The following is an 11,890-nucleotide window of genomic DNA, read 5'->3' on the forward strand; positions in this document are numbered from 1 at the left end:
GCTCAGGCCGCCGCCGGTTCCACGACGGCTTCGCCGTGCAGCAGCGCGGCCAGCGCCGCGAGCCGCTCGGGGCAGAGCGCTGTCTTGCGGTCGGCCACGCAAACAGCGCTGCGGAATCCCGCAAAATCGGGCGCCAGCGCCTGCAGCAAGGGAACGTGCGCCACGCGCAGCGCACCGGCCGCGCCGGCCATGCGGCCCGAGGCGCGCACCTCGGCCACAAAGGCGCGCAGGTCCGCCATGGGCACCGCATCGAAGAGGCTTCCGGCCAGCTTGTCGGCGGTGTCCACCATGAGGCCCGGAAAATCGAGTGCGCAGGCGCGCGCGATCAGCGTGGCATCGAGCCCGCGGTCGGCAATGAAGACCGGCACCACGGGCCAAGTGCAAGCCGCGAGCGCGTCGAGTACCACGAAGGCTTCGGGACCTCGCTCGATGCCGACCTTCACGTAGTCGACACCGCAGGCACCCACCGCGTCCACCTGGGCGCGGATGCGGTCCAGCGCATGCATCGGCAGGTCGCCGATGGTTGCGCTCACGGGCAGGCCGATGCCATGCGCGCGCAATGCGCCCACGATGGCGCCGATGGTCGCCACGGGCAAACCGCCCAGCGCGCCGTCGCTGGGCTCCTTCAGGTCGATGAAGTCGGCCCCGCCGCGGGCCGCGAGCAAGGCTTCGTCCACGCTGCGAACGCTCACCAGCATGCGCGTCATGATGTGCGCTCCGGCATGCCCGCGCGGTGCTGCACGACCGCCGCGCAGAGCCACTCCCAGGCTTCGCGCTCCTCGGGCCCGGCTGTCTTGTCGATCGCAATCTGCAGGTAGCTCATTTCGGTTTCCACTTTCTCCGGGGGCAGCATGTGCAAGCGGCTGACCAGCACGGCGCCTTCGATCACCGCAGCCTGCGCGCGGTTGAAGCCGACGAAGGGTGCATGCGTGGCCTCGTGCACGGCCACCATGCGCAGCACCGGGCGCTGCGCATCGTCGCGCTGCTCAGCGAGTTCCAGTTCGACGTGGCGCAGCGCGGCCGCCAGGCGCACGCCCTCGATGCGTTCGGCCGGCAGCGTGGGCCACGCCTTGCGTCCCGTGACGCAGCCGGCGAACACGCGCGTGTCGCAGACGATGTTGAGCACCGCATGGCCTGTGGCCACGATGTTGTCGTGCGTGGTCGAGGGCTTGAACGGCATCAGCAGGATGGCGCCCTCCTGGTAGCGGATACCCATCGGTGCCACGTGCGGTTTGCCGCCGGGCGCGACGGTGGTCACCACGGCTTCGAATATCTGGTCGTTCATGAGGGTGTTGGCGCGGTGGTGCTCACGGCGCCGGGCTCGGCTGCGGCATTGTTCTTCGATGTCTTCATGGTGGTTCCCGGTGCGCACCAGCGCGCGAGGTCTTCGGCGGGCCGCGGCGCGGCGCAGCCCCAGTCGAGCGGCTGGTCCTGCACATAGCGCTTGCCGAGCTGCCAGGCGATTTCGGCGCGCGCGAGTTCCACGCCCATGTAGAACGCATGGTCGGCGTCGTCCTGCAGCTTGAGCTGCGGCCAGAGCTCGAACGCGCCCTGCCCCAGCCGCAGGCCGTCGCGGTTGTACACGTGCAGGCCCAGCGGCGAAATCTGCACGCGAAAGTTCGGGTCGCGCACCTGCGAGGCGATCTCGCCAATCTCTTCGGGCGTGTCGGGAAACGGATGCTTGGCATGCACCGTCATCAGCGCATCGCTCATGCCCTTGGGTAGCGTGGCATTGCGTGCCGCCGCATGCATGATGCGCCGCGCCCAGTCGGCCTCGCTCACCGCGCGGCGTGCATGCTGGCTCACCTGCGTGGTCAGCACGGCCGCCACGTTCAGCTCGGCGGCAATGCCGAACAGCACCGCGTTGATGCCGCTGGTGTCGGCCTCGGTCAGCTCCGTGAGGTTACCCACGCCGAGCATGATCGGCGCATCGGGGAATCGCTCGCGCAGCCGGTGGTAGCGCACGATCGATGCGGTAAGGCCGAACGGAATCGGATCGAGGATCGAATCGGCCAGGAAGGCATGGCCGCGCTGCTGCATCAGCGTCACCGCCTCGTACAGCGATTCTTCATCGGCCGGAACGCGCGGAATCAGCACCGGTGTGGATTCAACTTCGTCGGCGATCCAAAGCGTGTCGAGCGTGAGGCTCAGCAGGTAGTCGGCGCCGGCCTTGCCGCCGGTCAGCAGTTCCTGCGCCTCGCTCGAGTCGACGCTCACCTGGAAGCCTTCGGCCTTCAGCGCCTGCACGCTTTCGGCCAGGTGGTCGAAGCGCGTCTCGGGCAGGCAGCCCAGGTCGATGACATTGGCGCCGTCGGCCGCCAGCTGCCGCGCGCGCTCGATGATCTGCGGCACCGTGAGCCGCGGCGCATCGACGATCTCGGCAAAGATCGCGACCTCGTACTCGTTCAGGTCGACCGCGCGCGCGGTACGGTTGAAGTGGCGCGGCAGGTCTTTCAGCTCTTGCGGGCCTCGCTCCACCGGAACGCCGAAGTGAAGGCTCAGGGCCTCGACGTCGCCCCGGCAGCGGCCCGGCACCATGATGCGGTCGGCGCGCCGCGACGCCGCGCCCTCGCCTTCGCCCTCGGTGAACACCGGGGCCGCGACGCGGCGGCGGATCATGTCGGCCGTCATCAGCGCGGCCACCTGCAATCCGATCTCCCGCACTTCCCATGTGAACGGTGCCGCCTCGATGCCGGCCAGCACCCGCGTGAGGCTGGCTTGGGCGAGGCGCCCGGTCAGGAAGACGATGTGTTCCATGCGAGAGAGAGTTCCTTCAAGCGTGCATCGAGCACGGCTTCGAGTTCGGCCGGCGACGCGACCACCTGGCAGAAGTCGATGCCGCGCAGCCGGTCCACGTTGTCCAGTTCGATGCGCCGCGGACGCAGCGTTACCCAGTCGTGCGGCGACCTAGTCACCACCACCGGTTCCGTATCGCATGCAAACACGATGCCAGGAATTCCGAGCTTGCCGGCCTGGGCGAACATGTTGGTCGGCAAGGTGTCGCTGATCCCGAAAGCGCACTTGGCCACCGTGTTGCTGGTGGCCGGCGCCACCACCACCGTGTGATAGACGTCGTCGTAGAGCATGCCCACCGGCACGCCACTCGCGGTCTTGTCGCGAAAGACGCGAAAGCGCGCCTTCAATGCCTCGATGTGCAGCTTGTAGATGGGCAGAACTTCCTCGGCGGCGGCCGAGAGAAACAGGTCCACCGATGGCAGCCGCGACGCGAGCGCCAGCGACTCCTCCAGGAAGTGGCCGGAGCCCGTGATGCACCAGGCTATCCGAGAGCGCGGCGGCGAGGCCGGCAGCGGCGGTTCTCCGTCTTCGGCAACCAGGGCCGTGCCGCGCGGATCGATTTTCTTGCCCGTGGCCGGTGGCTCCCCGTTCGTCGTCATGTCCAGCGAGCCCGTCGGCTCAATCGGGTGGAGAGATTTCGATGTGAAGCTTGTGGAGTTTTCGGTACAAGGTGTTGCGGCTGACATCGAGCGCCTTGGCGACGTTGCTCACGTTCCAGCGATGCTGCTCGAGCATCTGCAACAGCACTTGCCGCTCGTTGGCCTGGATCGGGTTGAGTTTGACGGCGGGTGCCGCGTCGGAAGGCGCGGCGTCCGCTGAAGCTTCCGCGGGCTCGGATGCGGCGGGCAGCGCGGCATAGGCCGAGACGGGCGAAGGCACCACCCTGGCGGCCAACGACGGCAGATGTTCGCGGGTGATGGTCTTGCCGTCGGCCAGCGCCGCGGCGCTGCGCAGCACGTGGCGCAACTGCCGCAGGTTGCCGGGCCACGCATAGGCCATGAGCACGCGTTCGGCGTCTTCGCCCAGCCGGCTGTCGCTGCCGCCTTCGTCCTTCAGCACGTCGTGAATCAGTTCGCGCTTGTCGGTGCGGTCGCGCAGCGGTGGCAAGTCGAGTTCGATGCCGGCGAGCCGGTAGTAAAGGTCTTCGCGGAAGCGGCCTTCGCGCACCAGGCTCGGCAGGTGTTGATGGCTCGCGCTCACGAGCTGGAAATCCACCGGGTGGGTTTCCTCGGTGCCGAGCGGCGTGACCTGGCGCTCGTCGAGCACGCGCAACAGACGGGCCTGCAGCTCCAGCGGCATGTCGGCGATTTCATCGAGGAACAGCGTGCCGCCGTCGGCCTGCAAAATCTTGCCGCGCCGGCCGCTGCGCTGTGCACCGGTGAAGGCACCGGCCTTGTAGCCGAAGAGTTCGGATTCGATCAGCGTCTCGGGCAGGCTCGCGCAATTGACGGCGACGAAGGCGCCTTCGGCATGCGGGCTGGTCTCGTGGATGGCGCGTGCGAACACTTCCTTGCCCGAGCCTGTTTCGCCGCACAGCAGCACCGGCGTGCGGCGCGCGACCACACGCCGGGCGGTGTCCAGGTGCGCAACGAGGCGTGCGTCCTTGAAGGTGCGAATGCCGGGCGCGCGCGGGGCCGATGGGCGCGACGGTGCGCGGAAGGCTTCGGCACCGGTCTCCGCCACGATGGGACCCGAACCCGCGCCGACTGCACGCGTTGCGCGCGACGGCGTTGCAGCATCGGAGGCGGGCCGACGCGCCACCGCAAAGAAGCGCAGCGCCGCGTTGGCTCGGTAGGCGACCACCGGATGAAATGAAGAAGAAAGACTGCGCTGCACGATGTCTTCGAGCGAGGTCTGGAACAGATCGTCGATGCGCTGCGTGCGGATCTCGTCCATTGTCTGCACGCCGAGCTGGAACAGCGCACTGCGGTTGGCCGCAAGAATGCGCCCGTCGTCGCCGACCGCGAGCTTGCCTTCGTGCAGCGTGTAGACGAACTCCGGCCGGCTGTGGAAGTGCAGCGGATGCGCATTCGAGAAGCGCATGTCGATGAGGCGGTTCTCGATCATGCGCGCCGTCATGCCGAGCAGCACCAGTACGTGCTGCTGCATGAGGCTGGAGCGGCTCGTCACGTCGAGCACGGCGATGATCTCTCCGGACGGATCGAACACCGGCACCGCCGAACAGGTGAGCTGCGTGAAGTGGCTGAAGAAATGCTCTTCGCGCCGCACGGAGATCGGGTGCGCGGCCGCTAGGCAGGTCCCCATGCCGTTGGTCCCGGCCTCGGCCTCGCCCCACATGCCGCCGGCGCGCAGGCCCATGGGTTCCACTTCGGCCGCGAACTCGGGCGAGGACACCATGTGCACGATGACGCCGTCGGTATCGGTCAGCACCACGGCGGACTCCGCATCCGCGAGCTGCTGGTAGAGCGTGGTCATCTCGTAGCGCGCGCACTCGATCACGTCGGCATGCTGGTTGCGCCGGCTCTGCAGGGCCGATGACGCGATGATCACGGGTTCGCGCGGTCGGCCCGGGTCGAGCTGGTATTGATTCAGGCAACGGCTCCACGAGCGCGTGACCAGATCGTTGCCTTCCTCGTGGAAGCCCCGCCTCACCACGTCGAGCACACGGTCAGCGTGCCTGTCGCCTTGTCGCAGCGTCAATGTCATTGGAGTTCTCCGGCGCGTTCCATATGTCTCCTTGGTCGGCCCATTGTTGTGCCTGCCGAGTTACTGCGCACCGGGTGAAACACCAAGCACTCGCAGCCTCGCGGCGGGTCCGATCTCTGGCCTGCATTTTGCGTTGATGAATCCTGTCGTTGGCTGACTATCTGCCGCCAGACACACTTTCAAACACATTCGAATCACTGGAGACACCACTTGAACACCAGCCCGCGTCCTTCCACCGGTCCCTTTGCTTCGAATGTCTCGCATGCCCCCGGCGCGGTGGGCGCGGCCGAGGCGCCCGCGCCCATGGACCTGATCTTCATCGAAGGCTTCAGCGGCCAGACGGTGATCGGCATCCACGATTCGGAACTGCATCATCCGCAACCGCTGGTGATCGACGTGCATGCCGGCGTGCCGCGCGCGCGCGCCTGCGACACCGACCGCATCGGCGACACGATCGACTACGGCGTGGTACGCGAGCGGCTGGTGCGGCTCCTGGCCGAGCACCGGCTGCAACTGCTCGAGGCCTTTGCCGAAGCCATTGCGGACATCCTCATCGACGAGTTCGGTGCCAGCTGGGTCCGCGTGAAGGTGGTGAAGCCGCGCAAGTTCGACGACGTGCAGGCCGTGGGGGTGCAGATCGAACGCCATGCGCCCACGCACCGCGCTTCCAAATCGGCGCCCGGTGCCACCGTGCTGAACTTTCTCGCCAGCGGCATGGTGCCCGCCAAGCACTGAACATTGCACACTGCTGCCGCTAGTAGCGGCATGACAAAGGAAAAAACCGACGCGGTTCACGCGTCGGTTTTTGTTTGTGCGTTTCAGAGGTGGGCAGCGAACGGATGCGCCGTCTTGCCCTTCTTTTCCACCACCTCGGCGGCGGTCGGCAGACCAGCCACTGCGCGCTGGATGGACTCGCGGGTGGCCTGGTAGTTGTAGTCCTGGATCTTCTTGTCGTCGTCGGCAAGCCAGTGTATGAACACGCCGACGCAGATGAACAGGTTGTCCGCCTCCGCCATGGGGATGGTGCCATCCTCCACGCTGTCGGCCACCGCCAGCGCCACGCCGCGCTGCGCCGGACCGAACATCTGCACCGCCTGCTTGGCGCCCTTGATGGTCACTTTGTTGAACATCACGGTGGCCGGTTTGGTCAGCAGGTTGGGCGCCACGACTGCGAGCAGCGAAGTGAAGCCGTCCTTGTTGTTCGTCAACGCGTTGGCGAAGGCCGTCTCGGCAGCGCTGCCGCGCGGCCCGATGATCAGGTCGATATGGGCTACTTCATTGCCGTCGCCAACGAGCGATTCGCCCACCATCAGTCGATCGATTTTTGCCATGGTTTCGAGTCTCCTCTCAGAGGTCCAAGGTGATTAGGGTCATTACGACACCGGTCAGGAAGACCAGCGCAATGCCATGGGTATCACGATCCGTGCCATGCGTTCGCGGCATCGCGCGCGGGTGCCGCGCACGACTGGATCCAGCCCGAAAGCAGCAGCGCCGCCACGGTGAAATCGGCGCTCGTCCCGGGGTTGACGCCCGCAGCCTTGAGAGAAAGGTCCCAGGCGGCAAAGCCGGGGTCGGCATCGAGCACGGCGCCCGCGCCAGCACGCTCGCGCCAGGCCTGCGCCGCCGTCATGACAGTCTGTGCCACGCGCTCGCCGTGTTTTCGAACAATGTGTGAATCGGGAAAGGCGCCGAGGCAAGCCAGGTAAAGCCGTTGGACGGAAGCCACAGTGGCCGCATCCGGTGGCATGTCGGCATCGGCCAGAACCACCCCGCAACCGGGCTGGTAGGCGGGCGCCTGGAACGCCAGCGCGAACAGATCCGCAAAACCGTCGCGGTACTGGCGCGCGATGAGATCGCGGTCCGCGGCCAGGGCCATGGCGGCGCGCAGATCGATGGTGGGGGCATCGTGCACGTCCTGCTCCGCCGCGCTTCCGAGGCCTCCCGGATGCGCGCGTGCGATGGCGCGGTAGGCCGCGCTGGCGTCGTCGATGTCGAGCGTGGCCAGCACGCCCTCGATGGCGGCGCGCAAGGCCGCGGGCGTGGCGGCGCCGGGGTGCCGCTCCACGGCCAGCGCAATGGGCGCGCACAGCAGCAGGATGCCGAGGTTGGTGTTGCACCCGGCGACCGCCCACGTGGCCTCCACCGCGGCCTCGATGCGCTCCCCCACGCGCAAGCCGGGTTCGAACAGCGCGCCGGCCGCGGCGCGCGCGCTGGCGATGAACATCGAAGCCTGCATGCCGTGGCCGGGCGAGGCCTGGCTCACGTTGCCCGGCTTGCGCACGGCCACGTCGAGCCAGCAGGCCCGAAGGAAACAGGCCCGGGCGCGCTCGGTGGACGCTTGGCGCATGGCCATCAGGCGCGGCGCTCCGGAGCCACGCTCTCGTGCACGCGGCGCCGGACCTGCGCCATCTTGCGGTCGAGCAGGTCATCGACGATGGCGCGCGCGATGTTGAAACCCGTGACGCGCTGCAGCCCCTGCCAGGCGGCCACGCCGTTGACCTCCAGCACCTGGATCCTCGGTCCGCTGGCCGCGGCGATGAGGTCCACGCCCGCGTAGTCCATGTCCAGCGCGTGAGCCGCGCCTTCGGCCATGCGCGCGAGCGCCGGCTCCAGTTCGGCCGGCTCGCAGCGCGCGCCCTGCGCCACGTTGTGGACCCAGTGCGTGCTGACGCGCCGCATCGCGGTGATGGCACGCCCGCCCACCACCATCACGCGCCAGTCGAAACCGGGCGAAGCCATCGGCGGGACGAAGCGCTGCAGGTAGGCAAGGCCCGCGTAGCCCGCATCGATGTCGGGCATGGGATGGTGCACGCCGTCGACCTCGCCCACGAGCCGGAGGTTCTTGCCCTGCGATCCGAACAGGGGCTTGAGCACCAGTGCATGCCCCGCGGCCGTCTCGCGCATGGCGATGCGCCGCGCCTGCGCCGCCGATTCGGTGGCCCAGGTGGCGGGTGCCGGGATGCGCGCGGCATGCAGCAGCAGGCTGGTCATCGACTTGTCGACCGTGCGCTCGATGGCGCGGGCATCGTTGTAGACCGGCACCCCCAGTTCGCGCAGCGCGTGCAGCACGCCGAGCCGCTTGGTGACCTGCTCGAAGCTGCCGCCGGCAATACCGCGCACCAGCACCGCATCGGGCAGTTCGCGGCCATAGCCGGGAATGACCAGGCCATGCCAGGCCGCGGTGGTGTCGATGTTGCAATCGGCCAGATCGACGCAGCGCCCCACCGCGCCGCGAGCACGCAGAGCGGCCTGCAGCTGGCGGGTGTGCCAGCCGATCTCGTCGGTCATGATGACGATGCGCATGGCCATGTGATTGCCTTCATGCTTCCTGCAGCCAGAGGCGCTGCAGCAGCTCCATGTCGGGCGCGCCGCCGTGCCAGGTGTTGCCGCTGTCGATGTTGCTGACCCACACCTCGGCCGGTGCGAACAAAGCGCCGTCGATCTTGTAGAAGTCGTATTCGACCTCCTTGAAGATGTGGGCGAAGGAGCGGCCGTGGTCGCGTGAATTGCGCGACGGCAGCGCGCGGGCCAGCCCACGCGCCGCATCGTCGTCGCCGCGGACCGTCAGGTGCACGCGGCCGCCGTACAGAATGGCATCGTTGGTGCGGCCCATGGCCTCGACGCCATCGGCACTTGGCGACGGCAGCGGCGCGGTGCCCGCGCCATCGACGATGTCGGCCAGCGCAAAACCCAGCTCGTGCGCCTTGTGCAGTGCCACCTCGAGCACACGCGCCACCACCTGCGTCGTACCCGCGAGGCTGGTGGTGGGCGTGAGGATCAGGGTCAGCGCCTCGGGGGCCAGGCCGCAATCGCGCAGGAGCTTGTCGATCACGACCTTGGGCGGGGCACGGTCGACCTCCAGCACCAGCGCGCCGCATGGCGCGTGGTCGCGGTAGTCCAGTTCGGCAAAGAGCTTTTCCTTCACCGCCAGTGCACGTGCCGGACCGGAGCCGAGCGAAAAGAATTTCTTTCCGCCGGTTTCTTCCTTGGTTGCCGCGAGGCTCCAGCCCGCGTACTGGCTGCCCAGGCAGGCCAGCACCGGCTGCGAGCTGCGCACGTCGAGCCATGTGGGCCAGCCCTCGGCACTGGCGCCGCTGCGCAGGTTCACACGCCCGAGTCCGCCCATGCAGATCTCGCCCACGCACAGGCCTGCCGCCACGCTGCCGGGTGCCTCGATGCCGGCATCGACGATGTGCACGCCGGTGTCGTCGCGGCGCACCCGCAGCCCGAGCGCATCGGCGTCGGCCAGCAGGCGCTCGACCAGCGGACGCGCCAGCAGGTTGACGCTCAGGCCCGCGGCGGCCCTGGGCGAGGAAGTGTTGCTCATGCGTGGGTCTCCAGTGATTGCAGTAGCCGTTCGCGGCCTTCGTTCAAGCGGGCGCGCACCTGCTGCGCGCTGGTGCCGCTCGCGGTCAGGGTGCACACGGGGTCGTCGATGTCGAAACGCTGGCCCGCAGCCGGCACATCGCGCAGGCCGGGCCAAGCGGCGAGCCGTCGCGCGGCGGCCGCATCGAGTTCGATGGGTTGCCGTGCGAACACGATCTCGATGCCTTCGATGTCTTGCGCCGGCAAAGGCGTCGACGGCGGCAGCTCGCCCTGCAGGCAGGCGCGCACGTGCGCCTGCATCACGCCCGGCGAGCCATCCGGCCGACGGTAGAGGCTCATGCTGGCCGGCGGACGGGGGTTGATCTCGAGCACACCGATGGTGTCGCCGTCGCGCACGAAGTCGAGGCTGCACAGGCCGCGCAGCTCGAACTCGACGGTCAATGCGCGTGCGATCGAAGTCACCCGGTCTGCAACGTCGCCGGGCAAGGGCACCGGTCCGATGGCACCGCAGAACACGTAGGGCCGCGTGCCGAAGCGGCGCACGCTCTGCTCGTTGAAGCCGAGCACACGGACGTCGTGGCCATTGGCGATGAAGGTGGCCGACATCGGCAGCCCCGGCATCTCGCGTTGGAAGTAATGGTGCGATGAAGGTGGCTCGTCCATCGACCAGGGCGCATGGCGCACATGCCAGCCGCCGCAGCCATGCGCGTCTTTCATCAACCATCCCGCGGGATCCTCCGGCGGCCGCAGCAGCACCTGGGGAAAGGGCATGACGCGCGCCGAAAGAAAGCCGAAGAATGCCGCCGGATCGCGCAGGCGGCGTACGGCGGCCGGCGCGGTGCCGATCAGCGGCAGCACGGCCGCGCCCTCTTCGAGCAAGTCGGGCTCGCCTTCGAAGCCGCTGCCCGCGATCCAGCCCAGCACCGGATCGCCGTCCGCGCCCTCTTTGGCCAGCGTATGCAACGCTGCCATCACGCTGGCGGCATCGATCTGCAAGCTGCCCGGCGTACCGATCGGCAGCCAGCGCGATGCGGCGCGGCACGTGTCGATGTCGCCGAACAGATCGAGCGCGACAACCTTGAAGCCGTCGCCGGCCGCTGCCTCGGCCATGGCGCGCGCGGAGATGGCGGCAACGGCAATCGTCGGCATTGGGCAGCGGCGCTTCAAGCCGTCTTGGCGGCCTGCTCGACCAGGAACGCGCGCGCCACGGCAAAGGCTTCGGCAAAGCTCAGCACCTGCGCCTTCTCGGCCTCGCACATCTGCACCAGCAGGCGATGCTGCGTCTGGTACTTGACGTTGCCCACGGCCAGCGCGCCAATGCCCACGGCCTGGGTCCCGGCCAGCGGCTTGGCGTCGTCCATCACGCCCACGCCGGCGATGCCCTCCGGCGGCACGGCGTTCACGTCGGCCGCCACCTTGAGCCGAGTCGCGGCACCGAGCGCTTCGCCGGACACCACCTGCACGCCCGCGGCCGCGCAGGCCAGCAGCACGTCGGCATCGGCGATGGAGCGGCGCACGGCATCGGGGTCGCCGCCCGAGAGGCCGTGCAAGCTCACGCCGAAGCGCTTCCCGGTTTCATCCGCCGCCTCCTGCGCCGCGTCGATGCCGTTGCGGCTCGACAGGTAAACGTCGGCCCCGGCCTGCGCCGCGATCACGCCGGCCACACGGCCCACCGGCCCCGTGCCGCCGAGGATCACCACCCGCTGGCCTTCCAGGCCGTGGCCATGATTGCGCTTCAACGCGGCCTCCACGCACGCGACCATGGCCGCGGCCGTGGTGTAGGCACCGCTGGGGTCGGCCATCAGCGAGACGACGAAGGGCTTGACCATCGAGGTCCTTGCGCGCTCGAGCATGTCGGCCGCCAGCTGCGCATCGCGCCCGCCAATGAAGATGCCGGTGCGCGCAACGCCCTTGGGCCCGCGCGAGAAGATGGTGTCCTGCGTCAGCCCGGTGATGCGGTCGAGCGCCACGCCGCAATACGGCACGATGATCTGGTAGCCCGCGTCCGCCGCCATGTTGATGTCGAACGGACTCATCTGGGGGCCGGGGGTGAACATGTGGAGGATGCGGGGACGTTCCATGAGAGAGAGCCTGCGTTTGG

The 11,890-nt window shown here is 68.4% G+C and carries 12 protein-coding genes; 1 reads left to right on the forward strand and 11 read right to left on the reverse strand.

The genetic code is table 11. The annotated features are described in order from the left end of the window. Positions 1-2 precede the first annotated feature (2 nt). From ACAM55_RS14880 to ACAM55_RS14900, 5 genes are read right to left on the reverse strand one after another with little or no spacing between them, the layout of a single operon-like run. Positions 3-707 (reverse strand): (5-formylfuran-3-yl)methyl phosphate synthase, encoded by a 705-nt coding sequence (locus ACAM55_RS14880; RefSeq protein WP_369652302.1) that lies wholly within the window; start codon positions 705-707, stop codon positions 3-5. Further along, complete coding sequence (locus ACAM55_RS14885) at positions 704-1,285, reverse strand: DUF447 domain-containing protein (protein ID WP_369652303.1); 582 nt, start codon at positions 1,283-1,285, stop codon at positions 704-706. The genes ACAM55_RS14880 and ACAM55_RS14885 overlap by 4 nt, the downstream gene beginning before the upstream one ends. Then, positions 1,282-2,757: a DUF6513 domain-containing protein gene (locus tag ACAM55_RS14890; protein ID WP_369652304.1), complete on the reverse strand. Its 1,476-nt coding sequence runs from the start codon at positions 2,755-2,757 to the stop codon at positions 1,282-1,284. The genes ACAM55_RS14885 and ACAM55_RS14890 overlap by 4 nt, the downstream gene beginning before the upstream one ends. Continuing rightward, entirely contained in the window at positions 2,736-3,395 is a 660-nt protein-coding gene (locus ACAM55_RS14895; protein ID WP_369652305.1) for a flavoprotein, read from the reverse strand. Before ACAM55_RS14895 ends, ACAM55_RS14890 begins: the two co-directional genes overlap by 22 nt. A 19-nt stretch (positions 3,396-3,414) precedes the next feature. Then, on the reverse strand, positions 3,415-5,463 hold the full coding sequence (locus ACAM55_RS14900) for a sigma-54-dependent Fis family transcriptional regulator (protein ID WP_369652306.1): 2,049 nt from the start codon (positions 5,461-5,463) through the stop codon (positions 3,415-3,417). A gap of 303 nt (positions 5,464-5,766) precedes the next feature. Here ACAM55_RS14900 and ACAM55_RS14905 point away from each other — a divergent pair, with 303 nt between their 5' ends. Next, positions 5,767-6,198, forward strand: coding sequence for a dihydroneopterin aldolase (locus ACAM55_RS14905; protein WP_369656402.1), 432 nt, complete (start codon positions 5,767-5,769; stop codon positions 6,196-6,198). Positions 6,199-6,281: 83 nt separating this feature from the next. Here ACAM55_RS14905 and fae read toward each other — a convergent pair whose 3' ends face one another. The 6 genes from fae to ACAM55_RS14935 form a co-directional block, all read right to left on the reverse strand. Further along, positions 6,282-6,794 (reverse strand): formaldehyde-activating enzyme, encoded by a 513-nt coding sequence (gene fae / locus ACAM55_RS14910; RefSeq protein ID WP_369652307.1) that lies wholly within the window; start codon positions 6,792-6,794, stop codon positions 6,282-6,284. An 83-nt stretch (positions 6,795-6,877) separates the two neighbouring features. Then, positions 6,878-7,816: a triphosphoribosyl-dephospho-CoA synthase gene (locus ACAM55_RS14915; protein WP_369652308.1), complete on the reverse strand. Its 939-nt coding sequence runs from the start codon at positions 7,814-7,816 to the stop codon at positions 6,878-6,880. Next, positions 7,816-8,766: a RimK family alpha-L-glutamate ligase gene (locus ACAM55_RS14920; protein WP_369656403.1), complete on the reverse strand. Its 951-nt coding sequence runs from the start codon at positions 8,764-8,766 to the stop codon at positions 7,816-7,818. Before ACAM55_RS14920 ends, ACAM55_RS14915 begins: the two co-directional genes overlap by 1 nt. Positions 8,767-8,782: 16 nt before the next feature. Next, positions 8,783-9,790: a methenyltetrahydromethanopterin cyclohydrolase gene (gene mch, locus ACAM55_RS14925; RefSeq protein ID WP_369652309.1), complete on the reverse strand. Its 1,008-nt coding sequence runs from the start codon at positions 9,788-9,790 to the stop codon at positions 8,783-8,785. Next, on the reverse strand, positions 9,787-10,938 hold the full coding sequence (locus ACAM55_RS14930) for an ATP-grasp domain-containing protein (protein ID WP_369652310.1): 1,152 nt from the start codon (positions 10,936-10,938) through the stop codon (positions 9,787-9,789). The genes mch and ACAM55_RS14930 overlap by 4 nt, the downstream gene beginning before the upstream one ends. A 14-nt stretch (positions 10,939-10,952) precedes the next feature. After that, the gene (locus ACAM55_RS14935; protein ID WP_369652311.1) at positions 10,953-11,870 is read right to left on the reverse strand and encodes an NAD(P)-dependent methylenetetrahydromethanopterin dehydrogenase; all 918 of its coding nucleotides are present in this window, start codon (positions 11,868-11,870) and stop codon (positions 10,953-10,955) included. Between the last annotated feature and the right edge of the window lie 20 nt (positions 11,871-11,890).

It is taken from the genome of Variovorax sp. V213, assembly GCF_041154455.1.
In the GTDB taxonomy this organism is placed as follows: domain Bacteria; phylum Pseudomonadota; class Gammaproteobacteria; order Burkholderiales; family Burkholderiaceae_C; genus Variovorax.